General features: G+C 40.3%; 26 protein-coding genes and 1 pseudogene. 9 read left to right on the plus strand and 18 right to left on the minus strand.

The features are described from left to right. Window positions 1–8 precede the first annotated feature (8 nt). From AT15_RS05555 to AT15_RS05565, 3 genes are all read right to left on the minus strand, one after another. Complete coding sequence (locus AT15_RS05555) at window positions 9–989, minus strand: 4Fe-4S dicluster domain-containing protein (RefSeq protein ID WP_068347249.1); 981 nt, start codon at window positions 987–989, stop codon at window positions 9–11. 78 nt (window positions 990–1,067) lie between these two features. Next, window positions 1,068–1,478, minus strand: coding sequence for a hypothetical protein (locus tag AT15_RS05560; RefSeq protein ID WP_068347251.1), 411 nt, complete (start codon window positions 1,476–1,478; stop codon window positions 1,068–1,070). Window positions 1,479–1,700: 222 nt separating this feature from the next. Next, a complete protein-coding gene (locus tag AT15_RS05565; protein WP_068347253.1) occupies window positions 1,701–2,192 on the minus strand; it encodes a transcription repressor NadR in 492 nt (163 codons plus the stop codon). 79 nt (window positions 2,193–2,271) lie between these two features. On the opposite strand from AT15_RS05565, the gene AT15_RS05570 reads away from it, so the two are divergent. Continuing rightward, a complete protein-coding gene (locus AT15_RS05570) occupies window positions 2,272–2,916 on the plus strand; it encodes a TIGR00153 family protein (protein WP_068347255.1) in 645 nt (214 codons plus the stop codon). Between the two features lie 359 nt (window positions 2,917–3,275). On the opposite strand, the gene AT15_RS05575 is transcribed toward AT15_RS05570, so the two are convergent. Then, complete coding sequence (locus AT15_RS05575) at window positions 3,276–3,593, minus strand: thioredoxin family protein (protein WP_068347257.1); 318 nt, start codon at window positions 3,591–3,593, stop codon at window positions 3,276–3,278. A 96-nt stretch (window positions 3,594–3,689) separates the two neighbouring features. Here AT15_RS05575 and AT15_RS05580 point away from each other — a divergent pair, with 96 nt between their 5' ends. Further along, window positions 3,690–4,208: an NUDIX hydrolase gene (locus AT15_RS05580; protein WP_161484657.1), complete on the plus strand. Its 519-nt coding sequence runs from the start codon at window positions 3,690–3,692 to the stop codon at window positions 4,206–4,208. On the opposite strand, the pseudogene AT15_RS05585 reads toward AT15_RS05580, so the two are convergent. The 13 genes and pseudogenes from AT15_RS05585 to AT15_RS05640 form a co-directional block, all read right to left on the minus strand. Continuing rightward, window positions 4,170–5,536 (minus strand): annotated as a pseudogene (locus AT15_RS05585) (TldD/PmbA family protein). The gene AT15_RS05580 and the pseudogene AT15_RS05585 overlap by 39 nt on opposite strands. Next, window positions 5,533–6,921, minus strand: a complete 1,389-nt coding sequence (locus tag AT15_RS05590; RefSeq protein WP_068347261.1) for a TldD/PmbA family protein — start codon at window positions 6,919–6,921, stop codon at window positions 5,533–5,535. The pseudogene AT15_RS05585 and the gene AT15_RS05590 overlap by 4 nt, the downstream one beginning before the upstream one ends. A gap of 58 nt (window positions 6,922–6,979) precedes the next feature. Then, the gene (locus AT15_RS05595; protein WP_068347263.1) at window positions 6,980–8,311 is read right to left on the minus strand and encodes a cyclic 2,3-diphosphoglycerate synthase; all 1,332 of its coding nucleotides are present in this window, start codon (window positions 8,309–8,311) and stop codon (window positions 6,980–6,982) included. A gap of 150 nt (window positions 8,312–8,461) precedes the next feature. Next, on the minus strand, window positions 8,462–8,650 hold the full coding sequence (locus AT15_RS05600) for a hypothetical protein (RefSeq protein ID WP_068347265.1): 189 nt from the start codon (window positions 8,648–8,650) through the stop codon (window positions 8,462–8,464). Between the two features lie 5 nt (window positions 8,651–8,655). Then, complete coding sequence (locus AT15_RS05605; RefSeq protein WP_068347267.1) at window positions 8,656–9,744, minus strand: ThiF family adenylyltransferase; 1,089 nt, start codon at window positions 9,742–9,744, stop codon at window positions 8,656–8,658. Window positions 9,745–9,853: 109 nt separating this feature from the next. Further along, window positions 9,854–11,011 (minus strand): amidohydrolase, encoded by a 1,158-nt coding sequence (locus AT15_RS05610; protein ID WP_068347269.1) that lies wholly within the window; start codon window positions 11,009–11,011, stop codon window positions 9,854–9,856. A gap of 63 nt (window positions 11,012–11,074) precedes the next feature. Continuing rightward, window positions 11,075–12,139 carry an ABC transporter permease gene (locus AT15_RS05615; RefSeq protein WP_068347271.1) on the minus strand — a complete coding sequence of 355 codons (1,065 nt, stop codon included), beginning with the start codon at window positions 12,137–12,139 and terminating at the stop codon, window positions 11,075–11,077. Continuing rightward, window positions 12,132–13,295, minus strand: a complete 1,164-nt coding sequence (locus tag AT15_RS05620; protein WP_068347274.1) for an ABC transporter permease — start codon at window positions 13,293–13,295, stop codon at window positions 12,132–12,134. Before AT15_RS05620 ends, AT15_RS05615 begins: the two co-directional genes overlap by 8 nt. A gap of 12 nt (window positions 13,296–13,307) precedes the next feature. Then, window positions 13,308–13,664 carry an ATP-binding cassette domain-containing protein gene (locus AT15_RS10410; RefSeq protein WP_235598518.1) on the minus strand — a complete coding sequence of 119 codons (357 nt, stop codon included), beginning with the start codon at window positions 13,662–13,664 and terminating at the stop codon, window positions 13,308–13,310. A 17-nt stretch (window positions 13,665–13,681) separates the two neighbouring features. Beyond that, a complete protein-coding gene (locus AT15_RS10415) occupies window positions 13,682–14,230 on the minus strand; it encodes an ABC transporter ATP-binding protein (protein WP_235598519.1) in 549 nt (182 codons plus the stop codon). A 21-nt stretch (window positions 14,231–14,251) separates the two neighbouring features. Next, complete coding sequence (locus AT15_RS05630) at window positions 14,252–14,863, minus strand: hypothetical protein (RefSeq protein ID WP_068347276.1); 612 nt, start codon at window positions 14,861–14,863, stop codon at window positions 14,252–14,254. Between the two features lie 102 nt (window positions 14,864–14,965). Next, the gene (locus tag AT15_RS05635) at window positions 14,966–16,969 is read right to left on the minus strand and encodes a vWA domain-containing protein (RefSeq protein ID WP_068347277.1); all 2,004 of its coding nucleotides are present in this window, start codon (window positions 16,967–16,969) and stop codon (window positions 14,966–14,968) included. Window positions 16,970–16,988: 19 nt separating this feature from the next. Beyond that, window positions 16,989–17,237, minus strand: coding sequence for a hypothetical protein (locus tag AT15_RS05640; protein WP_068347402.1), 249 nt, complete (start codon window positions 17,235–17,237; stop codon window positions 16,989–16,991). A gap of 135 nt (window positions 17,238–17,372) precedes the next feature. Here AT15_RS05640 and AT15_RS05645 point away from each other — a divergent pair, with 135 nt between their 5' ends. The 7 genes from AT15_RS05645 to AT15_RS05675 all read left to right on the plus strand — a co-directional run bounded on the left by AT15_RS05645 (window position 17,373) and on the right by AT15_RS05675 (window position 23,624). Further along, the gene (locus tag AT15_RS05645; protein WP_068347279.1) at window positions 17,373–18,578 is read left to right on the plus strand and encodes an FprA family A-type flavoprotein; all 1,206 of its coding nucleotides are present in this window, start codon (window positions 17,373–17,375) and stop codon (window positions 18,576–18,578) included. 98 nt (window positions 18,579–18,676) lie between these two features. Beyond that, window positions 18,677–19,051, plus strand: a complete 375-nt coding sequence (locus AT15_RS05650) for a GntR family transcriptional regulator (RefSeq protein ID WP_068347281.1) — start codon at window positions 18,677–18,679, stop codon at window positions 19,049–19,051. Beyond that, the gene (locus AT15_RS05655) at window positions 19,033–19,893 is read left to right on the plus strand and encodes an ABC transporter ATP-binding protein (protein WP_068347283.1); all 861 of its coding nucleotides are present in this window, start codon (window positions 19,033–19,035) and stop codon (window positions 19,891–19,893) included. The genes AT15_RS05650 and AT15_RS05655 overlap by 19 nt, the downstream gene beginning before the upstream one ends. Beyond that, window positions 19,883–20,644, plus strand: a complete 762-nt coding sequence (locus AT15_RS05660) for an ABC transporter permease subunit (RefSeq protein ID WP_068347285.1) — start codon at window positions 19,883–19,885, stop codon at window positions 20,642–20,644. The genes AT15_RS05655 and AT15_RS05660 overlap by 11 nt, the downstream gene beginning before the upstream one ends. Window positions 20,645–20,665: 21 nt before the next feature. Continuing rightward, a complete protein-coding gene (locus AT15_RS05665) occupies window positions 20,666–21,424 on the plus strand; it encodes an ABC transporter ATP-binding protein (RefSeq protein ID WP_068347287.1) in 759 nt (252 codons plus the stop codon). Further along, window positions 21,381–23,066, plus strand: coding sequence for a putative ABC transporter permease subunit (locus AT15_RS05670; RefSeq protein WP_068347316.1), 1,686 nt, complete (start codon window positions 21,381–21,383; stop codon window positions 23,064–23,066). Before AT15_RS05665 ends, AT15_RS05670 begins: the two co-directional genes overlap by 44 nt. An 84-nt stretch (window positions 23,067–23,150) precedes the next feature. Beyond that, on the plus strand, window positions 23,151–23,624 hold the full coding sequence (locus AT15_RS05675) for a hypothetical protein (RefSeq protein WP_068347318.1): 474 nt from the start codon (window positions 23,151–23,153) through the stop codon (window positions 23,622–23,624). Here the strand turns inward: AT15_RS05675 and abc-f are convergent. After that, a complete protein-coding gene (gene abc-f, locus AT15_RS05680; RefSeq protein ID WP_068347321.1) occupies window positions 23,581–25,437 on the minus strand; it encodes a ribosomal protection-like ABC-F family protein in 1,857 nt (618 codons plus the stop codon). The two genes, AT15_RS05675 and abc-f, sit on opposite strands and share 44 nt — an antisense overlap. Between the last annotated feature and the right edge of the window lie 251 nt (window positions 25,438–25,688).

Below are 25,688 nucleotides of genomic sequence, written 5' to 3' on the forward strand. Positions count from 1 at the left end.
CATCACCACTACTTTTTGATTGTCAGCTTTCTGGCTGTAGCCCTGATATCAATACTTGCAGGGCAAACTTCAATGCAACGCCCACATCCTGTACAGGCGCTGATACCGAATTGTCTAACAGTATATGTGAATTTACAGGCATACCTATGGTTAAAGCGCTCATATAACTCCGCTCTAGGATTACCACCACCTGCCACACGCGCATAGCCTTTGAGCTGACATGCATCCCAGGACCGCACCTTTGAAAAATGTGATTTCCTGCTTTCGTCATTTAGCATAAAGCAATAGCAAGTAGGGCAGACAAAATTGCAGCCACCACATTCAATACAGGAATCAACAGCTTCTTTTAAAGGTTCAAGTTTTCTTTCCTCGGTGTGCGAAGAAATCGACCAGCCACTGTTCAGTTGCTCAAGCTCTCTTTTGACAAGTTCTCTATTCTTTTCTATTACCCGGTCAATATCCGGGATATCTTCCAAAATTCTATGGCCTTTCGAAAAATCTTCCAATAATTTCTCGCCTTTTTCAGAACCGCTTTTAAGCACAAACATACCACCGACTTCAGAGATTGAAAGGTCATAAATACTCTCCGGATAAGGTTCATAGCCTTGCAAAATACAGTGACAGCTTCCCTTAACTTCTTTACAGTCGATACCAATCAAAAGAGTTTTATTCCTTATTTCGGCATAGTAAGGGTCGGGGAATTCCCCGAGCAGCGCCTTGTCAAGGAAGCCTACTGCTTGAAGGTCGCAGTTGTTAACTCCAAGAATAATGATTTCAGGAAGTTTCGGTATGTCCAGAAGTTCCACTCTCGCAGGGAACAGTAATAATTTAATCGGATCAGCAGGTCTGAACCCACCCAGAAAGAGCTCTTGTTTATTATCTTCGGTAAGTATTTCAAAATAATACTCTCCACTGTGCTTAAATGGCGCATATACAGTTTTCCCTGTGCTGAGTAAGTAACTTATAAGTTCCTCCGGATAACATAGCATCTTTACCGCCCCTTAGTGAATATTTTCACATGAATTCGCAAAAAAATCCTTTGAATAAATGCTAAAAAGATATACCATTTAATCTTCTTCGGGTTCCATATACTGATAGTGCTTATAAGCCTCTTCGATGAGCTCGTTTTCAGAATCAAAAGCAATAAGATGCCCTTTACAACCTTTTCTTGGACAAAAATGTACATTCCCACCCTTTTCTAACTCAAGTTGAACGGTTTTTGCTGAACAGTCAGGACAGTTTACACTGCCTGTGAGTGAGTGTCCACAATGAGGGCAGAAAAATTCCGCAATTTCGCCGTCAGGCATATCAAAAGTCATGCTGTAGTTATAGCTTCCATACATTGCACTCAACCAGATAGTACCGTGATGGTCGCCATAAGAAACGCTCAGCTGAATACTGGGATGGGCATCGATCATTCTCTTCGAATTCATAAGGCTTTTGAAGCAATGAGGGCATTTTACATGTAAGGCAAACATCCCTTTTCCCCCTTGCATAAAGAATGAAGACTTATATTATGAGTCGGGAAGGAATATAGTAGGACTCCGTGAAGACGGAGCAAAACACATCAGCGAAGTTTTCTATGACACTTTAATAATAGCAGATTTGTTCAAAATTTAACAAGGGAATAAAAAGATTATAAATTAAGATAAACGAACAATAAAAAACCCATTTAACTAAACATTATCACATTAGAATTATTATATTAAATATTCTTTTATAGCATCAATTACTTTTGCCATCGTCACCACGTCTTTTGCCTCGAGCGTGTGAAGATGCACACCGCCAGAAAGTTCGAGTAACGGTGAGGCGTTAGAAGTTTTTAATCGTCCTATGAACTTCACGACATCTTCCTCTGTTTCTATATCGAGTATCCCCCTCAACTCACCATAAATAGGATGTTCCACAATTACATCAACAACTTTGCCACCGGCTTTAACAATAGCATGGAGTTCTTTATAGATATCCTCTTCTGAGTGTTTCACGGCTACAAGCTTTTGAATATGATCCGTGTACTTCATCATCTGGTATCCCTTAGGCGATGAAAATATTCTATGTCCCCTGGCACGGAGCGTTGCGACATATTGAACCACCATTTGCCTGCTAACACCCAATTTTTCAGCGAGTGTGTTCCCGGTTACAGGCAACCGTGAATTTTTAAGCAATTCAAGCAGCCGTTCTTCATTTCCCATAATAACCACCTCATCTGAATTATATCAGTTGATTTCAATATGAGAGTATGAGGTATAATAAAAACAAGGTGGTGATAGAATGCTATTTCTTGGGAAAAAAGAAATTCTCATTATTGAACTCTTCAAAGAACATCTAGATGCGGTGGAAAAAACCATTGAATCTCTTGAAAAATATATTTCAAAGATGCTGGACAAAGACCCTGAGAAGGTAAAAGAATCCTACGACGAAGTTCACAAGAGTGAGACTGAAGCAGACAGCATACGACGTAAGGTAGAATCAGAAATGTATCAGGGTGCTTTCTTACCTAATTTCAGGGGCGACCTTCTTGGACTGGTAGAAAATTTCGACCGAATCGCAAACAGTGCAGAAAGCATTTCTGATCAAATATATCTTCAAAAAATGGTGATCCCCAAAGACCTCCACGCGGAGATCCTAAAGCAGTTGGAGCTCTCATTAAAAACTTTTAGAGCTTTAAGGAAAGCAGCCGAGCAAATGTTTGAAGACCTCGAAAAAGCGGGAGAATTCGTAATTGAAACCGAAAAACTTGAACATGAAGAAGATATTTTTGAAAGAAAACTCATTGAAAAAATATATTCTACAGAGCTTTCTCTCGCTGAAAAAATGCAGTTGAGAGAGCTTGTAACGCATATCGGAAATCTTGCCGACCTTTCCGAGGACTGCTCCGACAGGATAGAAATCGTCATTTTGAAAAGAAGGGTTTGAGCTACGAGAAAATCGAGATTCCGAGAATCTCTATTTTCGTTGTAGGTTGCTGGTTGTGGGTTGTGCGTGGCTTGAAAAGCTGAGAAAACGACATGAATCCCTTCGGGATTGTTATGAACTCCTGCGGAGTTGTTTCGAACCACTTCGTGGCTGTCTCGAACTGCTGCGCAGTTGACGGCAGAAAAACATGGAGAGAGCAAGAATGGATGGAAATAATTGACGTACAACGAACAACGCACAACGTACAACGATTTTCTTGTTTCTCGAATCTCGAGTCTCGGATCTCGGACTCTCGGTTACTATTTCTCGCCTTCTCGGTCACTTAGTCTCGGCTCTCAGTTTTCGTTGTAGGTTGTGCATTAGAAAAGCATTTCTGTTAATCTATTAAGATAGTCTGTAATCTGGTTCATTCCGAAGTTCCTTGCCCAACGGTTGAGTTCCTTTCCATTGTGAAAGATGATTATTGTTGGGGCGGTAAACACAGTAAAAGCACCTGAGGCTTCTGGATTTTTGTTCATATCAACGTACAAGAATTTCCACTGTGGATAATTTTCTTCGATGTCCTCGAGTTTTCTTTTAACCGTGGTGCAGACACCACAGGTAGGGGTTGAAAATTCCACAAGCACTAACTCTTTTTCAATCTCGCTTTGAAGTTCGTTAAAACTCACTTCTTTCATTTCAATCACCTTTCTGATTAATTTGATAGCGATGATAATTATATTCGCTTATTACATGTTAGACTTTTCATTAGCATTAAAATGGAGGGTAGCGTTTTGAAAAAAGCCGCGGTTGTCGTTCCAATCGTTCTAATAGAAGGCGATCTGTATTTAATACTCACCCGACGTTCCAGAAAACTCACAAATCATCCTGGCCAGATAAGCTTCCCCGGAGGTGTGCAAGACAGGGGTGAGACATTAGTTGAAACCGCTTTGAGAGAAATGAAAGAAGAGATAGGTGTAAAGGCAAATAGTGTTATTTTCCTTCATAAATTGGAAACCACAGAAACCCTCATGTCAAAAATTGAAGTCCATCCCTTTGTCGCGCTTGTATCTGGTAGGTCTTTCAAGTTAAACAGGGAAGAAGTCGAAGAGATTATCTTTGTAAAACTTTCCCTGTTTTATTGCACAGAGAAAGAGATTATTTCGCTCCCTTCCGGAGAAGAGACAATAAAATACAGACTCCCCGGACTTATAGTCTGGGGAGCCACTGCAAGAATAATCGACAGCTCTTTAAGAAAGATCCGAGATATACTTTCAGATACCGGCTACATCGATTTCATCGATAATGACTGATGGAGAGAATACGACCGATGAATTGCCTCCCATCGGTGGCATACCGCAAGCAATATCATCACCGCACATCCTGAGCTTTTCAAACACTTTGAAGATATTTCCAGAAACGGTTATGCCATCAACACCGCCTGTAATTTTCCACCTTCAACCTTAAATCCCCTGGCTCCAAGAGAAAAGTTGCCGGATACAGGACTGGCGCCAGAATGTAATCCATCAAGCCCGATAATCACCAGCCCTTCTCCTAACTCTTCAAGAAGCTCCTCAAAACTCACTTCACCCGGTTTTACAATAAGGTTGATAAATGAAATATCGGTGGGGGCCTTGTATCCCCAGATTTTTATGGCGTTGCCGGTAGATTCTACATTGTCTTTTTTCGCGGTTTTTAGATCATAAAGATAAGTCTTCAAGACACCCTTTTCCACTAAAGACTTTTTCTTTGTAGGCACACCCTGATCGTCAAAGTACCTGTTTACAGGGCTTTCTTTATAGAAGGGGTCGTCTATGAGGGTAAAGCAGTCTGAGGCGATTTTATCTTCGATCCTATCTTTGAGCAAGGATAGGCCCTTTTGTACATTTTCTGCGGAAAACATATCGGCAAAAGCGCTTAAAAAACCCGCAAAAATATTGTTCCTGAAAATCACACTGTATTTTCCACTCTTTACCGGGGAGGAATGCAGTAGCAGTTTTAAGTCTGAAGCTATCCTGTTTGATAGCATTTCAATATTCAGATCTTCTATTTTTTTACCAACAAGGGCATTGAAAGAACTTTTTGGTGCTTTCCCATCGCTTGCAAGCCCCATTGCAAAGAGATATCCGCCATCGTTTTTAGAGTAAAGGTCCAAGCCCTTTGAATTTGCTATGTATATTTCTTCAACGTAAAATCCAAGGCTGTTGTAGGGTACCATAGTAATATGTTTATCCCGCTTTTTCAAGTCCTTTTCGAGTTCGATAATTTTCTTGACAGCTTCCACTTTGGGAAGCTTGTCAAATTCACCTCGATAGAAGTCTTTTCTGTTATAGCTTCCCGTCCCACTGTAAAGCAAATCTTCGTATTCGGACTCAATGATTTTCAAATTCTCCGTTGCTTCATTGACAAGTTGATGAGCAGATTCATCAGTGAAAACTTCTGTAAATGAATTTCCAACCTTGCCCTTTTCAATCACTTTAAAGCTGGCTCCGATAAGGGTAGCGTCTTTATAATTTTCGAGAGCTCCTTTTTGGGCGCTCACATTAAACTCGTGCTGAATTTTGAGATAAAGCTCGAAATCGTTCAATCCTTTTTGTCTGGCATATTCAAAAACCTTTTCTTTGAACTCTTTTAATTTCATTTGTTTCGCCCCCCAACAATCAATTCTGATACCCTTATCGTAGGTTGACCGACATCTGCCGGGATGCTGCCGGAGGCTGAGCCACACATACCTTGCGCCCTTGCCAGGTCATTGCCTACCATATCAATCTTCCAGAGAACTTCTGAGCCTTTGCCTATAAGAGTGGCCCCTCTAACAGGCTTTGTTATTCTACCCTTTTCGACGAGGTAACCCTCTCTAACTGAGAAGTTGAATTCGCCTGTTCCGGGAATGACAGATCCACCACTCATGGATTTTGCGTAAAGCCCATATTCGGTGTTGGCGATGATTTCTTCTGGATAGTATTCACCTGGAAGAATAAAAGTGTTGCTCATTCTCGAAGTCGGAGCATAGCGGTAGTCCTGCCGTCTGGCACTTCCAGTGCTTTCCATGCCCATTTTTCTTCCGTTGAATTTATCGATTAGATAGCTTTTCAGAATGCCATTTTCAATGAGCACGTTTCTGCGTGTGGGAGTACCTTCGTCATCGATGTTTGCAGAACCCCAGGCATTGGGAATTGTCGCATCATCGACAGCAGATACACAATCGGCCGCAACTTTTTGGCCGAGTTTTCCTGCAAAGACAGAGGCTCCTTTGGCGACTGAAGTCGCTTCAAGGGCATGCCCGCAAGCCTCATGGAAAATCACGCCACCGAATTCATTTGAGATGATAACAGGCATCTTTCCGGCGGGTGCATACTCAGCGTTTATCATTCTTGCCGCTATGCGGCCAGCTTTTTGCCCGGCTTCGTAAACATCAAAGGTGTTGTAAAATTCAAATCCCATCGCCGCTCCTGGACCAAAAAAGCCTGTCTCTTTTTCTCCGGGTTTTGTTGCAATGGCTGAAATCATTAATCTCGTACGTAGTCTTCTGTCAGAAGTTTTAAGCCCTTCTGAATTGTATATCCAGATTTTTTGATCGTAATCCCAGAATTCCACTGATACCTGAGAGATGAGTTTCGAGACGCTCTTAGCACCCTCAGTAGCTATTTTCATTATTTTAACGCGCTCATCTTTACCTACTGAAGAAGGTGTTAATATGAACAGATGGTCATTTTTGACACTTTTCTCTTCAAAACTCAAACTCATAGCATCATTTCTTTCTGAAACCAACACATCTCCGATGCCTTTTGCAACTGACATAAGGGCAGTTTCGGATACCTCATTTGTGTAAGCATATATACTTTGGGAACCTTTTGTTGCACGCACTCCTACACCAAAGGATTTACCTGATAGGGCAGTTTCAACTTTTCCGCTGGTCATGGAAATATTGTTGGTAATTCTCTCTTCGATGAATATATCCGCAAAATCAGCCCCCTGTCTAAGCAATTCGGTAATCATCGACCGTAATATTCTTTCTGGTATCATCTTTTCCCCTCCTTGAAAAAAGCCGGGAGGAGTCCTCCCGGCACACATTCAATCTAACTTAAATGTTGTTTTTCTTCAGGAAATCATCGATAATTTGTTCAAGAGTAGGTTCACCGATTTCCTGAAGTTCGTAGCCAACTCTAACAGCGGGTTTGTTTATTTTTATAACCCTTCTCAAATCGATTGGCGTTCCGATTATCACAAGGTCGGCATCGGCGTTGTTTATAGTTTCTTCAAGTTCCTTCATCTGTTTTTCGCCATAACCCATAGCTGGCAAAATCTGGTCAAGGTGATTGTACTTTCTGTAAGTGTCCACTATTGATCCCACCGCATAGGGTCTGGGGTCAATAATCTCAGCAGCCCCATATTTCTTGGCAGCTACCCAGCCAGCACCATAACTCATTTCTCCGTGCGTCAGTGTTGGACCATCTTCTACAACAAGTACTTTTTTACCTTTTATTGTGGCACTGTCTTCCACTGTAAGAGGTGAAGCTGCATCAACAACAACGGCATTCGGGTTGTACTTAGCAATATTCTGCCTTACTGTTTCAATGCCTTCAGGATTGGCCGTTTCTTCTTTGTTAATAACAACAACGTCTGCCAAAATCAAGTTGGCCATACCCGGGTAATAGCTAATTTCATGGCCGGGCCTATGAGGATCAACGACAGTAATGTAAAGGTCTGATTTGTAGAAAGAGAAATCGTTGTTTCCGCCATCCCAGAGAATAACATCTACATCTTCTTTTTCGGCTTCTCTGAGAATTGCTTCATAATCAACACCGGCGTAGATTATAGAACCTCTATCAATATGAGGTTCGTATTCTTCACGCTCTTCTATAGTACATTCATGCTTATCAAGGTCTGAATAATCAGCAAATCTCTGCACTTTCTGCTTTACAAGGTCGCCATAAGGCATAGGGTGTCTTATAGAAACGACTTTCTTGCCTTTTGCTCTCAAAATATCAAGAACTCTTCTTGTGGTCTGACTCTTACCACAGCCTGTTCTTATAGCACAGACCGAGATGATTGGCTTGGATGATTTAACCATGGTTTCTTTGGGACCCAGGAGCATAAAATCAGCACCAGCAGCAAGCACTATTTCTGCTCTTTCCATAACGTACTGATGAGGAAGATCGCTGTAAGCCAGAACAACGTGATCAACGTTGTACTCTTTTATGAGTTCAGGTAGCCTTTCTTCAGAATAAATTGGTATCCCATTGGGATAGAGCTCTCCGGCAAGTTCAGCAGGATATTTTTTGTCTTCGATTCCGGGAATTTGCGTTGCCGTAAAAGCAACAACTTCGTAATTCGGGTTGTTTCTGAAATAAGTGTTGAAATTGTGGAAATCCCTTCCAGCAGCACCCATGATGATTACTTTCTTCTTAGTCACAATGTCACCTCCATCTAATTTATGGTTATCATGAAAATTTTAACAGTCTTTGCAAAAAACTTCAAAAAGCACCTGGGCCGGGTAATACTAATAAGAGAAAAGGATACCCATGGAAGCTTTTTATACATTAGTATGCTTCAGTATACACATCTAACCACCATTGGCAGCATTGATAATCAGTACTCTGGCGTTTTCGTGAATTTTTTCCTTTTTATCTAGTATCCTGCCATCAGCCATAACCAAAACCGGGTCTCTCCAGAGCCCTGTTTTTTTCAGGAGGTCTTCTACCAACAATTCATTATCGAAAGACCATTTTTTGTCTCCATAGATCACTTCCATCTTTTTCACCTCGCTCTATTACTGGTGACGCATACCGGGCAATCCGGGCGTTTGTCAACATTGAATTCTGTAAAAGTTAGGGATTTTAAGTCAAACCAAAAACCTTTCAGAGGGATATTGGGATTTCTCAGGATGTGTGTGGCATATGCTGCTTGAAGTAGGCCACCAAAATAGCTTGTGAAGGGAAGAATGGGCTTTAAAGCATTTATGTCTTTTCTATCATTCCCCACAAAACATCTATAGCAAGCATCTATCTGCCTGTGAGCCATCACATACCCTGAAAAACCTTCGACTCCAGCATCTATGAATGGGATTTTTTCCCTATAACACGCATCGTTTATTTGATATCTTGCATCATAATTATCCACGCAAGCTATTACAATATCAGGAAACTCTCTTTTCAAAATCTCTGGCTTGAATGGCTCATCGTATATCTTCAGGCTTAAATTATCTCTTTTGCTTAATAAATTCCTGAGGACTTCTGACTTCGGCTTTCCAACATCTTTGCTTGAATAAAAAAACTGACGGTGGATGTTGGAGATGCTAATAGTATCGTGCTCAACAACAACAATGTTTTCTAACCCATTTCGCAGGAGGGTTTCAATTGCTGGTGACCCGAGACCGCCTGCACCAACAACAAGCGCTTTCTTTTTATAAGGAAAGGGTTTTAGAGAAACCGGTAATTGTATGCTTTTTAAAGGAACTGAACTGCTTTTTTCCTGCATAACGCTTAAAAAAATAAGACTCACCACAACGGGGATAAACAATCTACTCAGGTTTTCAGGTATAAGGACTTTTATGGTTTCACCATATTCTACCTTTAAGTCGTTTTCGGTTGTTCCGAAAATCATGCCAGGTTCCTTTTTCACTTCCATAAAGGGAAATATCTCTTTTAAATCCCGTATTTTTCTGGAATCAAAGCATGAAGAAACACTTGTGAATCCCAGTCTGAAAAGCAATCCTGCTATTTCCCTTTCACTTTCTGTGTGCGGGCAGCCAAGGGGAAATTGGGATAATTTTCTCTGAAGCTCCGGTGTTACACCTTCAACAAGCAATTGTCTTTCAAAATAGGCCTTAGCAACCTTCTCTTTCAAAAAAATCCCTCACATTTTGATTAAAATATCAATCAATTATATTCTACCATTTTTATCTTATTTTGAATTAAAAAGGGAATCATCGTAATTGATGATTCCCTTTTTTTATTTACAGGCTGTAAACTTCTTTTCCTTCTATGAAAACCTTTTCGACAATAGATCTAAATTCAAAGGGATGGCCGCTCCAGATAACGAGGTCAGCATCTTTGCCCAATTCAATTGAACCAACTCTGTCATCTATACCGAGAATCTTTGCGGGATTTATTGTTACCATTTTCAGTAGGTCTTCTTCCTTTGCGCCATATCTCAGTGCAGTTCCCAGCTGGATGGTGGTGTGTTCAAGATGGATTACAGGATGATCACACATCATAGCAGCAAGAATACCCTTTTCGTTAATTATCCTGACCGAATCGAAGGTCATGTCTTTCAGTTCCAGCTTTGTCCTAAAGCCAAGTATCGGCCCTAAAACTACTGGTATGTTTTTTGCTTTCAAAAAGTCTGCTATTTTATATCCTTCTGTGGCATGTTCAATAACAAGGTCAAAACCAAACTCTTCTGAAATCCTTACAGCTGTCAGAATATCGTCAGCTCTGTGAGCGTGAATCCTGGCCGGGATCTCCCTTCTTAAAACTTTTTCGCCGATTTCCAGCTTGGGATCTATTTCGTTAAATGCTTCCCCTTTTTCCTTTGCTTTCTCTTTTTTAGCCATGTAGTTCTTTACATTCTGGAAATACTTCCTTATAGAAGCTCCAACTCCTAATCTTGTTGCCGGGGCTTTGTTCATCGAACCATATACTCTTTTAGGGTTCTCTCCGGTTGCCATTTTTAAGCCTGCGGGTTCTTTTACTATCATTTCGTCTACTATTTTTGACTTTAATTTCAAAATAGCTCCCTGCCCACCAACAGGGTTGGCGCTTCCTGGAACTACCATTACCGTTGTTACTCCACCGGAAAGAGCCCTTTTAATTGCAGGATCTTCAGGATAAAAGGCATCGATTACCCGCACTTCTGGAGTTAGGGGATCTGTCATCTCATTTCCATCCTGGTAAAACATCTCCCCGGCTCCTTCTTCAAAAACTCCAATATGGGAGTGAGCATCAACAAAACCCGGAAAAATGTACTTACCCGTTGCATCAATAACTTCAGCATTTTTCGCAATAATATTTTCTGCGACCTGCTGAATTTTCCCATCCCGAATAAGAATATCACCCTTGAAAGGAGCACCTGTTATCGGGTATACAGTGCCTGATTTCAACAATAATTCCATTGTATCCCCTCCATTTAATTTGGAATGCTAACCATTTCGATTTTAACAGATGGATGGTCAAATTCAGCGAGCTCTGAGAAATAATCTCGAAACAATTATAAGAAGCAGCATACCAATAATGGCAAAGGCAATGTTCACTAAAATAAATTCATTTTTACTCAGTTCAATTATTCCCATTGTCCCTCGTACAAGCCTTACTGTATAGGTAACAGGTAAAAGCAGCGAAAGCTTTTTCATGAACTCCGGAAGAAAAGCTATGGGAAAATATACTCCCGAAGCAAAAGTCATAACTACGAAAAGTATAGTTCCCGCACTTTGAGCGCTTTGAGGTTCACTGAAAATCAAAACAAGAAACAATCCAAGAGCCATCATACCCATGGTAGAACAAATCACAACCACGAAAAGGGGGCCCCACTCAGGGGCGATTTTTGAATCAAACAGTAATTTGTTTACCAGCATAATGATAAAAACAGAGAATACACTTACAATGAACCTTGTTAACGTACTTCCTATGACAAAAGCCGTGGAACTCATGGGTGTAGCACGGAAGCGGTTTAAAATCCCCCTTTTTCTATATCGACCAAAAATGGAGATGACAGCAAACATCCCGGACGAAAGAATTGATATGCCTATAACACCTGACATTATATAATCTGCCTCTGTGGTGATAAAAGACCCTGCGGATATGGGGGTCTTTTTTAGTTCTATTATTTCTTTAACTCCGTTGATTTGACCTTCAATAATCGAAACCATGGCACTTCTTGCAGTGTTGATTTCACCTTCAAGCGCCGGGTTCCCTTCCTTTATAATGAATTCTATCTCTTTATCGTGAAAGAATACAGCCAGTTCAATTTCATCATTTTCTAAAGCTTTCAGCATTTCCTCCGTTGAATTAAATATCTCAACATGATAACCGCTGATGCTCTTTACAGTATCGGTTATCAATTCATTTTGCGAAAAGAGCCCAATTTTTAGCACAGAGACACCCTCCTGGCCACCAAACAAGAAGCCAAACATCACGAGAAAAAGTATTGGGAAACCGAGACTGAAAAAAAACTCCAGCCTGTTCCTGAATGATTCTTTGAAAAATGCCATGAAAATATAGCCCGTCTGTTTGAGTTTATTCATATCCCATCACCTTTTTAAAATTAAGACTGAAGATGGAGATTGACGTCACCGCCCAGATTAAAGGCACAATGATCAGCATAGAATCTGACATAGTGCCAAATTTGTAACCCAGAATACGCCGCATGAGCTCCACCAGATAAGTTGTTGGGATTACATACATAACCGCCTTCATACCTGAAGGGACATTTGAAATTGGAATGTAGAGACCTCCCAGAAACATCATACTTTGAAAGGTAATCTGGCTTATAGCAACCACTGCAGAGGGTTTTTTCACAAGAGAAACTATCATCAACCCGAAGGGTAGCATTGTGACCAATGAGAACAGAAAAGCTCCAATGAATCTCAGCGATAGTATTCCATGGTCAACAGGATAAAAGGTAAGGGCTAGAGTGAAGAGCAGAACCGCTGAGATTATATTAATGCTTACAAGCTTTAAGACATTTGCTGTCAGATATTCTAATGGCGAGATTGGCGTGCTGTATAACTTCCTGTTTAGCCCTGAATCTCTTGAAAAAGTCAAGCTGTAAGGTCCATCCATTAGAGTTGCTATAAGCACGCTCATAAGAAGAATGCCGGGGAATAAAAAGGTAACGTAATTAAATTCTTCTGATTCTTTCCTCAAAAGGGAAGTCATCTTCACTTCCAGTGATATATAATCGGGTTCTTTTCTTTTGGCTATCTCTAAATCGACCTGATCAAAAACGCTGTTCATAATATCTGCAGCGATTTCTGAACTTTGTTTTCCTGGTATATAAAACATTTCCAGCTCAGATTTCACAACTGATGTTTTTAACAGCGTTGCAGCAGCGAGCTTTGAGCTGGTTCCCTTTGGAATTTTGAATACCAGCTCTATCGATCCTTTTTTCAGTGCCTCTGTTGCTTCTTCAACAGAGGAAAATTCCCTGAGTGTAAAGGGCCCTTCTTCCCCTGATATTGAATTAAGTACTTCATCAATTATTACACCAAGACCCGTGAGTTTTTCTTCTCTGACCACACCTATCTCAAAACTTATTCCCGACTCTGAGCCAAGATTTCCAAAAATCGAGCTGAGGAGGAAAAAAAGTATGAGTGGAAAGATAAGAGACCAGAAAAAGGTTTCGAACTCCCGAAGATCGCTTCTCAATAAAGCTTTTAGCAAAGTCAGAGTACGCTTCAAAAGGACACCCCCTCAATCCCTGAGAGAATGACCGGTGAGTTTCAAGAAGACATCTTCAAGATTGGGTTTCCTTATGATTATGTTCTCCACTTTGCTGTTATGGTTTCCCAGAATGGAGAAGATCTTTTCAAGGGTGGATTCGATGTCATGAGTGGGGCAAATGAATTTACCGTTATCCAATTTAAGTTCTGGAAAATGCTTCTGAAATGCAGCAAAAACAGAATCGCTGTTGTCCGAGTCAGATAGGCTAAATTCAACAAATTGATTTTCTTCAACAGTTTTCACAAGCTCTTCTAGAGTTCCAGAAGCAATAATCTTACCGTGGTCAATAATGATTATTCTATCCGCAAGCTGTTCAGCTTCCTCCATGTAATGAGTGGTGAGCACTATTGTTTTTTTCTTTCCTTTAGCTTGAGAACTGTATCCCAGAGAAGCCGTCTCGCCTGAGGATCAAGGCCTGTTGTGGGTTCATCAAGAAAAAGAATTTTGGGGTCGTTAACAAGTGCAACAGCAAGTGCAAGACGTTGCTTCTGGCCACCTGACAAATTTTTTACAAGGGTTTTTGATTTTTCCTTGAGTTCGACAAGCTGTATTAAATCTTCTGATTTCAAAGATTTCGAATAGAGTCCGCAAAAAAGCTTGATGGTTTCCTTAACAGTTAGATAATCCATGAAAGAGCTTGTCTGGAGCTGAACCCCGATTATATCTTTTATCTCTTTTCCTATTTCTCTAACTTTTGATTCAAAATAAAATATGTCGCCAGAGTCCTGCTTTCTAAGTCCTTCAAGAATCTCAACAGTTGTGGTTTTTCCCGCACCGTTTGGTCCCAGTATAGCAAGGCATTCGCCTATTTTCACCTTAAAAGAAATGCCGTCAACGGCTTTTACATTCCCATAGTGTTTTACGAGTTTATTAACCTCAATTGCTGCTGGCATTTGACCCCTCCTTCAAAACGATCAAGAACTGCCTGCTTTAATTGTCTTTTCAATTACTCTGGAGATGGAAAGCAATTCCTTGATGAGCTTTTTAGGTGAAATGATTTCGAAATTTACTTTCTTGTTTTCAAGAAGCCATTTAACTATGTCGAGAGGTTTTTCGTAAACCAGCAGAAGAGTTTCAGAATTTTTTTTGATCCTGGCCACTCTTATTTCTGTCGGAAAAGACTTTTCGAGATTGAAAACGGGAACTTCTGTATGATGTTTATCTATAGTTTTAAGAAGTTTCAGTTCCTTTAGTTTTATCTCAAGGATTTTCTTTGAGTTTTCAAAGCGCCCCACAAAGCCTTCGCGTGAAGCGCTGTAATAGTAAGGAATAAATATTCCGGAGTGTTCGGGGAGTTTTACGAACAGTTTTTCTTTTCGAGATATTGCACCTTCTATGACAGAAACCACCGGATTCTTCTTTCGCATACCAGCGCTCGGGCCAAATAGCAACGGAAATTCAAAAGGCTCAGCGTAATAGTAACCCCCGTATTTTCTCGAATATTTAAGCGGCGCATGAAAAACTCTGCGAAGGTATTCAATTTCCCTTTCAGCCTGTCTTGTGGATATCCTAAAAGCGAGGGTCATTTCTTTAAGTGAAGGATATTCTCCCCTGATTAATTTCTCGTGAAGCCAGATGAGCCTTGTTCTATCCGTTTTTATCCCCCCTAAGTCTCATTTTAGCACATTTCACTGTCCACAAGCTTTTTCGCATACCATTACCACCACCTCAGCCTTTTTAGTGAATTTTGCAGATTTCACAATAACAGTGGCAATGTATGCTCCTTCTTCCTCCGGGAGTTTCCAGATGGCTTTACTGGATTTTTGCTCGATTATTTCACCTGATTCCACATGCCAGTCAAACTCAAGCAAGTCATCAGGATATGTTGTGCAACGCAACTCGACAGTTTCTCCGGGTTTAACGACAAATGGCTTTGCGACAAAGGAATTTATCTCAAAATCAATCGGGGGTAAAATGGAATAAACGGTTGAATCGCCAACTATCCCGTAACCGACATGCACACGTCTTTCCCCGGGAGTAATATGATCAGGTGATTCGTATGTTATTTCAAATTGAGAAGTTATCTCCATTGCGATGGAGTTCAAAATACTTCCAAAATCCCTGATACGGGCGTATGAGATCTCTATGAACTTTCCCGGGACATCTTTTCGCAAATCCCGAAATTCAACAGCCTTTTCAGGGCCGACCAGTATGAATGTTATCATGTTTTCCAGAAGAAATTCCCGCACTTCACTAACTGAATATCCCGAAAAATCTGTTCCATCGCCCCTGTAATGAGGAGCAGCATCTGTAACAACAATTGCTATTCTCTGAGCATTTTTTCTGAAATTGAGCTCAGAAATTCCCATAATGGCATCAAGAGAAATTTCAGGAATATCACCACCTCCGGTGGCGTATTGCTCTTCAAGCACTTTTTTTATTTTAATGAAATTATCCGTAAGGTCATAACGACTTCTCAATTCATCACCGAAAGTTATAAGTCCAATTCTCGCATCAAGACCTGAGTTTTCAAGGATTTCTGTAAAAGTTATTAGATTTTCAACCATTGCCCTGATTTCATTGATCATGCTCGCAGTCGTATCAAGCACAAAAACGATATCAACAGGGGCATTTATTTTCCTGCTTAAAGCCAAAAGGGAAATATCTTTCACTTTTACGCCATTTTCATACACCGTTATTCCGTCTTCATAAAGCGCTTGTTCATAGGTATTTAAGCTGATTTTGAGATGGATTTCCGGAAATCCGGAATGATCCATTTCAAAAATTTTCAGAGTTGTTCTACTTTCTTCGGGGATTTTTATTGTGGTTGTGGCTTCAGAAGCTGTGTTAAGGTTTACAACGCGCAATTCATGTTCTTCGCCTGGATTTAGTTCAGGATAACTGTATGGAAGAAAGAAGCTCATAGTGCTTGTGAATTTACGCATGACAAAGAGTTCATCAAAAGCTTTTTCAAAGTCCTCTTCATCAAATTTGAAGATTTTGCCACCACTTTGATTTGCAATTTCTTCATAACGTTCATCAGGGTCCTGATAAAGAACAAAGACATTTAAATGCCGCTCTGCTATTTTTTTCATCAATCCCTGATAAAACGAGTCATTAACGGCGTTTTGATAGCTGTCTTCATCAGTAATCAAAATCAATACCTTTCCTGCATCTTTCCTGAAATCATAGCCCGCGGCTGTGTACAAAGCTCTTATCTGGCACTCGTCAGCTCCACCCACATATGACAAAACCTCGGAAAGACGATTTTGAAGTTCCACTACCGATGTTGTAAAGCGCGAGCCCTTTGAGTTAACGAATTCGTGGTTTATTGTTGTGCCAAATCCAAGGACGGCAAATCTAAGATCATAACCATTTTTTCTCATATCCTCCGCGATGGATGCCACTTTTTCTTTTACGGAAGCAATTTTAATGCCCATTGTTCCCGAATTGTCTATAACAAAAACAATATCCAGTGGCTTTCTGTCTTCAAAGGAATCCATGCTGAAATCGAGCAACTTTGCTGCTTTTCCATTGTCGTATACCTGAATTGAAGACATAGTTGCTTCTTCACCGCTAATTTTCATCCTTATCAACGGGAATGTTGAAGTGTCCACACTCATAATATTCAATTGCGCAAAGATCGCAGAAAAAAAACAAAGAAAAACCAGGAGCAACAGCGTTCTCCTCATTATTTCACTCCTCTCAATGTCATTGCTCGTCAAAAGAGAGATTTATATACTTCGCTTTTACACCATTCAACAGATTTAGTTTTCTGCAAAGCTCTTTATGTTTTTCTTCTTCACCAACAAGCTCAAGTATGATCAAACCCACATCTGAACAATTATCCAGAACTCCATCATGTAAACCCAGGCGCGTTTTTATAAGGCATCCCCAGCCTGTAAGAAGCTGTTGAACCCTTGTCGCTGCCTCTTTTCTATGGTCTATCATGATTGCCATGACAGTTTTTATAGGAACCTGCTCCACATCTATCCCCTCCTTGCCGGTATAATTAATTATACATCTATTTGCTCAATGCCTTTCGTTTATAATAGATAGTGGATTTAATTAAGTTATGTATAAGGGGGAGATAAAATGAACCAGGGAATTAAGATTAGTGAAGATATTTACTGGATAGGCGTCAACGATTATGAAACAGACCTTTTTGAAAGTCTTTGGCCGCTACCTAAGGGAGTTTCCTATAACGCATATTTGATATTGGACGAAAAAATTGCGCTTATTGATACGGTGAAAGGTGGTTATTTTTCCCAATATCTTGACAAGATAAAGAAAATGCTTCCAGAGGGAAAAAGCGTTGACTATCTCGTGATAAACCACATGGAGCCTGATCACTCAGGTGCGATAAAAGTGTTGGTTGAAGCCTACCCTGAAATGAAGATAGTAGGGAACAAAAAAACTCTCCAGTTTCTGGAAGGATTCTATGGGATAACAAGAAACACGGTTTCGGTTGAAGATAGTGAAGTTCTTTCACTTGGCTCTCATAAGCTGCAATTCTATTTAACGCCTATGGTTCACTGGCCAGAAACCATGATGACTTACGATATCAAGACAGGAACCCTCTTTTCAGGTGATGCTTTCGGCGGTTTTGGAGCGCTTAACGGCGGTATTTTCGATGATCAGGTAGATCTGGAATATTATGAAAATGAAATATTGAGATATTTCTCGAACATCGTTGGGCGTTATAGTTCAATGGTTCAGCGCGCTTTTAAGAAGCTCGAGGGACTGAATATTAAGACCATAGCGGCCACACACGGTCCGGTATGGAGAAAAAACCCGGATAAAATAATAGAGCTTTATGACCGCTGGAGCAAACAGGAAACAGAGGAAGGTGTAGTATTGGTTTATGGCTCTATGTACGGAAACACCCAAAAGATGATGGAAGCTGTTGCAAAGGGTTTGTGTAATGAAGGGGTTCAAAAAATCAGACTTCACAATATTGCCAGATCGCATTTATCATTCATCATTCGTGATATCTGGAGATTTAAGGGATTGATAATGGGAAGTTGTACTTATAACACCGAACTGTTTCCCCCAATGAAGCAGCTGATCTCAGCTATTGAAAATCGAATGATGAAGAACAGATATGTGGGAGTTTTGGGTTCATATAGCTGGAGCGGCGGGGCGTTAAAGGAACTCGAAGAATTTGCAACTAACCGCAAAGGTTGGAATTTGGTTGAACCGGTAATAGAAGCCCTTCATTCTCCTGGTGAGGAAGAATTGAAAAGGTGTGAACTACTTGGCAAGAATATGGCTATCGCAATGAGAAAAGCTTCTGAGTAGTAATTAATATGGGCTGGAAAAACTCCAGCCCTTTATTTGACAATCACTGTTCTATGTGTTATAGTACAGTAAGCTATATAATTAGAGAAGGTGTTGCAATGTTATTAAATCTGGATTTACGCTCTTCAATGCCAATATACGAACAAATAAAGCTGGGAATACTTGGAAAGATATTGAATGGCGAATTAAAGAGAGATGATGTTTTACCTTCCATCAGGGAATTGGCTTCGATTTTGAGGGTAAACCCAAATACAGTGATAAGGGCCTATAAAGAACTGGAAATCGAAGGTATTTTAATTGCAAGGCAGGGAATCGGTTTTCTCGTAAACGCTGAGATTCAGACAACCAGGGGAATTTTCATGGCGGTCTTGCAAAAAGAGCTCCTGGAACCAATCAGGAAAGCAAAAAGAAGCGGGATAGAGCTTGAAGAAATTATCGAGGTGGTGAAAGAGCTATGGAAAAATACAGAGTAAGCGAACCTATTGTTATAAGAGGGCTTGAAAAAAGTTACGGAAGAACAAAAGCAGTGGATGGGATTGATTTTGATGTGAAACCTCAGGAAGTCCACGCCCTTCTTGGACCTAATGGAGCCGGTAAAACCACTACGATCAAATCAATACTGGGTTTCGTGAACTATACTGGGGAAATCATGCTCTTTGGAAAAGAAATCGACCAGGTTAGAGCAAAGATAGCTTTTGTACCTGATGAAAAGAACTTCTACAAGTCCCTCACAGGCACACAGGCAATAGAAATGTGCAAAAAGCTCTTTGATGACTTCCATGAAGACAGGGCCAAAGAAATATTTGAAAAATTTCAATTGCCTATGAAAAAGAAGATCGGCACCTTTTCCCATGGAATGAAAACACAGGTATATCTTGCATTGATTTTTGCCAGGCAGGCACAACTCTATATTTTTGATGAACCTACCTGGGGGCTGGACCCAATCAAAAGGGACGATGTGCTTGAGATGATACGTGATCTGGTAATCGATGGAAGTTCTGTCATGTACACTTCTCACATCATACCGGAAGTGGAAAGAATAGCGGATAGAATATCGATAATGCATAAAGGGAAAATTCATTTTTCAGGCACTCTTGATGAAATAAAGGAAAGATTCATTATCTTGAAGAGTGCCCAAAAAATTGATACAAGGAAATACGATGTTGTCTCTGCATTCAGGCAGAATGGTTTTTACATATTTATGGTTGACACGAAAGGCATAACTTTTCATCCAGAAAAAGAGTGTGATTGTCATGTACCCGACTTAAATGAATTCTTCCAGGTAGTGATAAGGGGTGAAAAGAATGTTTTATAAGGAGATAAGGGAACTGAAAATAACCTTAATCATCGTTTCGCTTCTTCTGCTTATAGCCCTTGTGGCAACCGTTGCAATGAAGGAAACTGCTGTTGAAATATTGCGAGGCATGGGCACAGAGGACATGCCAGAGTTTGCGAAGAATCTCGTTGCAAATCCCGATCTTCTTTCCAATATAGGAAACAATGACTTTTATCTGGTAAGTCAATGGCAAGGAAAAAATCTCGGGCAGTTCATACCGCTAATTATTCTGATAATTTCCATTCCCATATTTGCCCGAGAAATAGACAAAAAGACCATTTATTTTCTCCTATCAAGATTGACAAGGAAAAGAGTGTTCTTCATGAAATATCTCACAGGACTTGGGGTTCTTTCCTGCTTGATAGTGCTGTTCTCCTTGGCAGGACCTATTGCAATGAATCTTGCAGGTTATGAAACAGGATTTAGTCTAACATTCAAAATACTGGTTCATCAGTTGATTGGCGGTGCTTTTTTCTTTTCTGTTTTCATCTTTTATTCTGTGCTTTCAAATGACCAGACAAAACCACTGATTATAGGCATCGCAACGATAATAGGGCTTCCAATAATTGGGATTTTCAAGCCCTTTGCCTTTCTAAACCTCTACCCTTATATTCTGGGTTCCAATGTTTTCAACGAAGGGATCGAAATAACAAAATCTATTGTGCTTATTTTCATAACCACGGCAATTATGACAATTGATTATATGGCTTTCCAGAAGAGAGAGCTGTAAAGGGAAAGTAGGTGATTATGAGTGATCAGTCTTATGAACATCACAAAAATTTATTCGGGGAATGTTAGAGCAGTTGATAATCTATCACTGGAAGTCAGAAGCGGGGAGATTTTTGGCTTTCTTGGTCCCAATGGCGCTGGTAAGACAACGACTATAAAAATGCTCACAGGGGTTATCGAACCAACCCAGGGAACTGTTAAAGTTTGCGGAGTAAACATGGTTAAAGACCCCGTCACTGCTAAATCCTTTATAGGTTACGTGGCTGATGAACCGCTGGTAATGGAAAAACTGAAGGGAATTGAATATCTTAACTTCATCATGAACGTTTTTCAGGTTCCGAAAGACCTTAGAACCCAGAGAATAGAAAGGCTCTTAGAAGATTTCAAGCTATCTCATGCCATAACAGATCCCATAAACACATATTCGCATGGAATGAAGCAAAAACTTAGCCTGATAGCTGCTCTTTCCCACAATCCCAAGGTCTGGGTTCTTGATGAACCCATTGTAGGACTGGATCCGGAATCGGCTTTCATTTTGAAAAAAATGATGCGAAACCATGCCAATTCAGGAAATACTGTTTTCTTCTCTACCCACGTAATGGAGATAGCCGAGAGAGTATGCGATAGGATAGGTATAATTCAAAAAGGAAAGCTCGAATTTGTCGGAACAGTTGAAGAGCTGAGGAAAATCAAGGGTTCTGGCACGCTTGAAGAACTCTTTTTAGAGGTGACAAAAAGTGAGATTGAAAAGATTGATTTCTCTTATCTGGACAATAATTAATGCAAATTACGGTTTGAGTAATATAAAAATCGCGTTGAAAAAGGACAAGAAAAACATTCTTCTTCTGGCGTTGATGATCTATGCCTTTGTTGCAATCGGATTTTCTTTTGTGTTCTTTTACAGGCCTTTATTGATCAGTAGCTTTCAACAGCTCGCAGCGATTGGAATGGAAAATCTCTTCCTTGCAAACGCTTTTCTCAGTGCGGGTATTCTGGGATTTATCACCGGGTTTTTCCTGTTGGTAAGCACCCTCTTTTTTTCAAGAGATATGAGGGTGTTGATTACGCTTCCCATAAGAGCATCTGATGTGGTAACAGCAAAGCTGACAGTTGTTATACTTTTCCAGATGATCGTTTCCCTTGCAGTTTTGTTGCCTTCTCTTATCTATTACGGAATTCAGAAGGATGCTGGATTTCCATATTGGTTTTATATGGCTTTTCTTTTTCTGCTGTCGCAAATTTTCCCGATACTTTTCCAGACAATCATTATTTTGCCATTATCCCGAATTGTGAAATTCAGCCGCATGAAAGACTTCATGCTTTACATTCTGGGTATTGGGGCGCTTGGTGGCTCGTTGATCGTTGTTTTCTTTGTTAACAGATCAGCTGTTAATGGTGGAAATGGAAGTCCCAACTTTGTAAATATTTTCGCCAATCCCGATGCGTTCATTAACAAGCTGGCTTTAATTTATCCACCGGCTTTTTTTGCCACCAAGGCATTGCTGAGTAAGGCTTTTTCGGGATTCGCCTGGTTTCTCGGATACCTGGGATTACATATCCTTGCGTTCGCTTTCACAGTGTGGTTCGCAAAGAATTACTATTACGATACTTACAACGAGCTACAGCAATTTTATGCCGGTAGAAAAAAACTGTCTTCTGAAGAGTTAAACAGGGAACTGAATGCTGAAAAGGGGCCCTTTTCAGCCCTCCATTCAAGGGAATGGAAATATTTGCTGAGAGTGCCTTCCTTCGCTCTAAATGGCCTTTCAGGTACATTTATCTTGCCGATTATGGTAATGATATTCCCCTTTATCTTCAAGGGAAATCAGGAAGCTATGGGAGATCTGGGGAATTTTTTTCTGGTTATCAAAAGCCTTTATGTTCCTCTTGGAATTCTCTGTGGCGCTCTGGCTGGATCCATGAACGGTTTGGCAGCTTCAGCCTTCAGCAGGGAAGGCAAACTCCTGAAAGAGTTAAAAGCGCTTCCTGTTAGCTCCGCCGATGTCTTCAAAGCGAAATTTGTTAATTTAATGGAAATAAGCCTTATGGGAATTATATTGATGACCATAGCCCTTCACATACTTCTGGGAGGTTCGTTACTCTTTGATATCTTAATCATTTTGCTTTCAGTGCTTGTTACTGCGTTCTTGAACTTGATCCAGCTAATTATCGACGCAATGAGGCCATTGCTCAACTGGGACAATCCTCAGAGAGCCATAAAGCAAAATTTCAATGTTGCGATTGCAATTTTGATTGTTTTTAGCTTCGTTGGTGGATTTGGGTATTTATCCTTTAAGCTTGTTGATGCGGTTTCATCCTTTTTCATTACTTCAATTATTACGCTTTGCGGTGTTGTGGGTTTGGTTTTTCTCATAAAACCCGCTTTGAAGTTAACCGGCGATCTAATGCGAAGAGACCTCTAGTGTTTCTATTTTTATTTAAAAGAATGATAAAATAAATCAATAATGACCATCAATCAACTTGTTCGGGTCAAAAGGGGGGATTTTATGGATATTTTTCTTTTCTTTAACAGGTATTTGCTGATTTTATCCTTTATTCTATGGTCTGGTATCAACATAACACTCGGCTTTTTTCTCATTCCTCTGCTGAGAAAAAAAAGCATTCCGGAAGTAAGAGTGCTTGTTTTTAATCTCCTCAGGGCTTTCAGGCGAATTACCTATGCATGCTGGGCCCTGATGATTGGCACAGTATCATTAGAGTACTTCTATCTTGATGCACATGGCCATTTTGAAAGCATTTCGGACGTTCTCATGTTAACGGGGCTTGTGGTTTTCATTTTGCATATAATCTGGTCTTTTTATCTTTTCGGTATTGCGAAAAGGAATGAATACAATCCTCTTTCAACAACAGAAAGAGATACAGGGCTTCTCGTTGGTGGAGGTTATTTCAACAATTTTCTCATTCTCAGCGTGATTTTCATATATGCGATTGTGGAAATATTGTTCTATCTAAATTCATAAGCTTTTTTTCAAGCAGGAGCAATTCCTCCTGAAGCAATTCTTTCTTCTCTATTAAATTGAGAAGATTTTCTTCTATAGTCTCCATTTTACTCTGCAATTCTTGAAGCTTCTGGTAATCAGTAGAGTATAGGTGGAGCTCGCCTTGAAGGTTTTCCAGCGCTTTTTCGAGCTCCTTTTCCTGCAATTTCATGTTTTCCAGCAAATCGGAGATTTTTTTCCGTTGATTGCTCAATCTGCGCTTTTCCCTGAAGCTCTGCTGCTTTTCAACTGCGTTTCTTTGGGCGACAAAATTGGCTTTGAACTCATTATAGTTATTCAGATAATCTTCCAGCTTGTTGAGAGGATCCAATTTTCCCGATCGAATAACTGCATACCTTTTGCATATGTTTTTCAAAAATTCCCTATCATGTGAAACCAATATAATCGCGCCTTTAAACTGCACGAGTATTTCTTCAAGGTTTTGAATCGACCAGATGTCGAGGTTATTCGTGGGCTCGTCCATTATCAATACATTTGGCTTTTTCAGTATCATTTTTGCAAGGGCAAGCCGCGTTTTTTCACCACCGCTTAAAGCTCCGACCTTTTTGAAGACGCTCTCACCAGCAAAGCCAAAACGCCCTAAATACTTCCTTATTTCAAAATCAGGCCAATCGCGTACCAGTCCCCAGCATTCATGTATAACCTCTTTCTCTGGTGAAAGCTCATTTGACATCTGAGAAAGGTATCCCCAGGTAACGTTGTGTCCCCACTTTACCGTACCTGAAAATGAGCTTATTCCGCCGGTAAGTATCTTGAGAAAGGTGGATTTTCCGCTACCATTAGGTCCAACGATGCCCAACTTTTCTCCTCTGTGCAACTCAAGACTGGCTTGATTAAAAATAGGTCTTTCAGAGTACGAAAAGCTCAAATTCTTAACTTCCAGCACTATATAACCCGTTCTGGATGGTTCTGGCAGTCTAATTCTTGTTGAGCCTTCCTTCTCCCCCGGGATTGACACCCCTTCCAGTTCCTTTTTCAGCCTATCAATTTGTTTTTCTTTGCTCTTGGCTTGTTTTATAAATTTCTCTTCCCCCCAGAGTCTGTATCTGCGGGCAACTGCCTGAAGCCTTTCTATCTCGCTTATCAACTTCTCCTGTTTTTTAAGTGAACTTTTTACATACAGTTCCCTTTCTGCTTTATAATGCTCGAAACTACCCGGAAAATCCCATAATTTTCTGTTGTTTATTTCCCAAAACCTATTTCCCACATTCTTTATGAGATGCCTATCATGTGATACAAGCAGCACTGCACCTCTGTAAGAATTGAGAAATAAAATGAGCCAATCGACAGATTTCAGGTCAAGATGATTTGTGGGCTCGTCGAGCAACAGTAAATCATAGTCAATGAGAAGCAACCGTCCCAATGCAATTCTTGTTATTTCGCCACCGCTGAAGCTTCTGAGCTCCCTGTCCCAATCCTGCGGAGAAAATTCAAGCCCTGTTAGTATGCTTCTCACTCTTCTGTCAAAGCTGTAAAACTCTTCGGTTTCGGGTTCTATGTTTTTCTTTTCTCTCATATAAAATTCCATGAGAGTTTCCTCAATGTTCTCAATGCGCTCCTGAATTTGATAGCCTATTTTTAATTCCGTAGCTCTATGGACTTCTCCATAAGTCGGTTTCAGCAGATCCGCAATTATTTTGAGCAACGTTGATTTTCCGCTGCCATTCTTGCCGATAAGGATTATTTTGTCCCTTTTATTAATAGCGGTGGATATATTTTCAAAAAGAAGACCTTCGCCGTAATCATGGCCTACCCCACTTAATGTTAGAAGCATAATCTACCTCCCGAAGAATTATACCTTTTCATTTTATCAAAAACAACAAAAGAAGAACTCGACTTCTATAAGTAGCAGGAAGAATTTTGTTTGCTGTGATAATATAAATCGGTCATATACGAAAAACAAGTTTGTGACCATCAGTAGGGCAGGAACTGCCCGAATTTACGCCTGTGGACTGTGCTCTGACGGCAAAACCCGAGAGGGGTCTACGAGTCATCACAGGTTGAAGCAGGAAGCCACATTCTCTA

Origin of the sequence: Kosmotoga arenicorallina S304 (genome assembly GCF_001636545.1) — a bacterium.
GTDB classification, from domain to species: domain Bacteria; phylum Thermotogota; class Thermotogae; order Petrotogales; family Kosmotogaceae; genus Kosmotoga_B; species Kosmotoga_B arenicorallina.

Excerpts from the sequence above, each read along its gene's own strand:
- AT15_RS05555 (WP_068347249.1), bottom strand. The coding sequence starts at position 989 with ATGCTATGTTATCCGGAGGAACTTATAAGTTACTTACTCAGCACAGGG.
- AT15_RS05560 (WP_068347251.1), bottom strand. The coding sequence starts at position 1,478 with ATGTTTGCCTTACATGTAAAATGCCCTCATTGCTTCAAAAGCCTTATG.
- AT15_RS05565 (WP_068347253.1), bottom strand. The coding sequence starts at position 2,192 with ATGGGAAATGAAGAACGGCTGCTTGAATTGCTTAAAAATTCACGGTTG.
- AT15_RS05570 (WP_068347255.1), top strand. The coding sequence starts at position 2,272 with ATGCTATTTCTTGGGAAAAAAGAAATTCTCATTATTGAACTCTTCAAA.
- AT15_RS05575 (WP_068347257.1), bottom strand. The coding sequence starts at position 3,593 with ATGAAAGAAGTGAGTTTTAACGAACTTCAAAGCGAGATTGAAAAAGAG.
- AT15_RS05590 (WP_068347261.1), bottom strand. The coding sequence starts at position 6,921 with ATGATACCAGAAAGAATATTACGGTCGATGATTACCGAATTGCTTAGA.
- AT15_RS05600 (WP_068347265.1), bottom strand. The coding sequence starts at position 8,650 with ATGGAAGTGATCTATGGAGACAAAAAATGGTCTTTCGATAATGAATTG.
- AT15_RS05610 (WP_068347269.1), bottom strand. The coding sequence starts at position 11,011 with ATGGAATTATTGTTGAAATCAGGCACTGTATACCCGATAACAGGTGCT.
- AT15_RS05615 (WP_068347271.1), bottom strand. The coding sequence starts at position 12,139 with ATGAATAAACTCAAACAGACGGGCTATATTTTCATGGCATTTTTCAAA.
- AT15_RS10410 (WP_235598518.1), bottom strand. The coding sequence starts at position 13,664 with ATGGAGGAAGCTGAACAGCTTGCGGATAGAATAATCATTATTGACCAC.
- AT15_RS10415 (WP_235598519.1), bottom strand. The coding sequence starts at position 14,230 with ATGCCAGCAGCAATTGAGGTTAATAAACTCGTAAAACACTATGGGAAT.
- AT15_RS05630 (WP_068347276.1), bottom strand. The coding sequence starts at position 14,863 with ATGACCCTCGCTTTTAGGATATCCACAAGACAGGCTGAAAGGGAAATT.
- AT15_RS05635 (WP_068347277.1), bottom strand. The coding sequence starts at position 16,969 with ATGAGGAGAACGCTGTTGCTCCTGGTTTTTCTTTGTTTTTTTTCTGCG.
- AT15_RS05640 (WP_068347402.1), bottom strand. The coding sequence starts at position 17,237 with ATGGCAATCATGATAGACCATAGAAAAGAGGCAGCGACAAGGGTTCAA.
- AT15_RS05645 (WP_068347279.1), top strand. The coding sequence starts at position 17,373 with ATGAACCAGGGAATTAAGATTAGTGAAGATATTTACTGGATAGGCGTC.
- AT15_RS05650 (WP_068347281.1), top strand. The coding sequence starts at position 18,677 with ATGTTATTAAATCTGGATTTACGCTCTTCAATGCCAATATACGAACAA.
- AT15_RS05655 (WP_068347283.1), top strand. The coding sequence starts at position 19,033 with ATGGAAAAATACAGAGTAAGCGAACCTATTGTTATAAGAGGGCTTGAA.
- AT15_RS05660 (WP_068347285.1), top strand. The coding sequence starts at position 19,883 with ATGTTTTATAAGGAGATAAGGGAACTGAAAATAACCTTAATCATCGTT.
- AT15_RS05675 (WP_068347318.1), top strand. The coding sequence starts at position 23,151 with ATGGATATTTTTCTTTTCTTTAACAGGTATTTGCTGATTTTATCCTTT.
- abc-f (WP_068347321.1), bottom strand. The coding sequence starts at position 25,437 with ATGCTTCTAACATTAAGTGGGGTAGGCCATGATTACGGCGAAGGTCTT.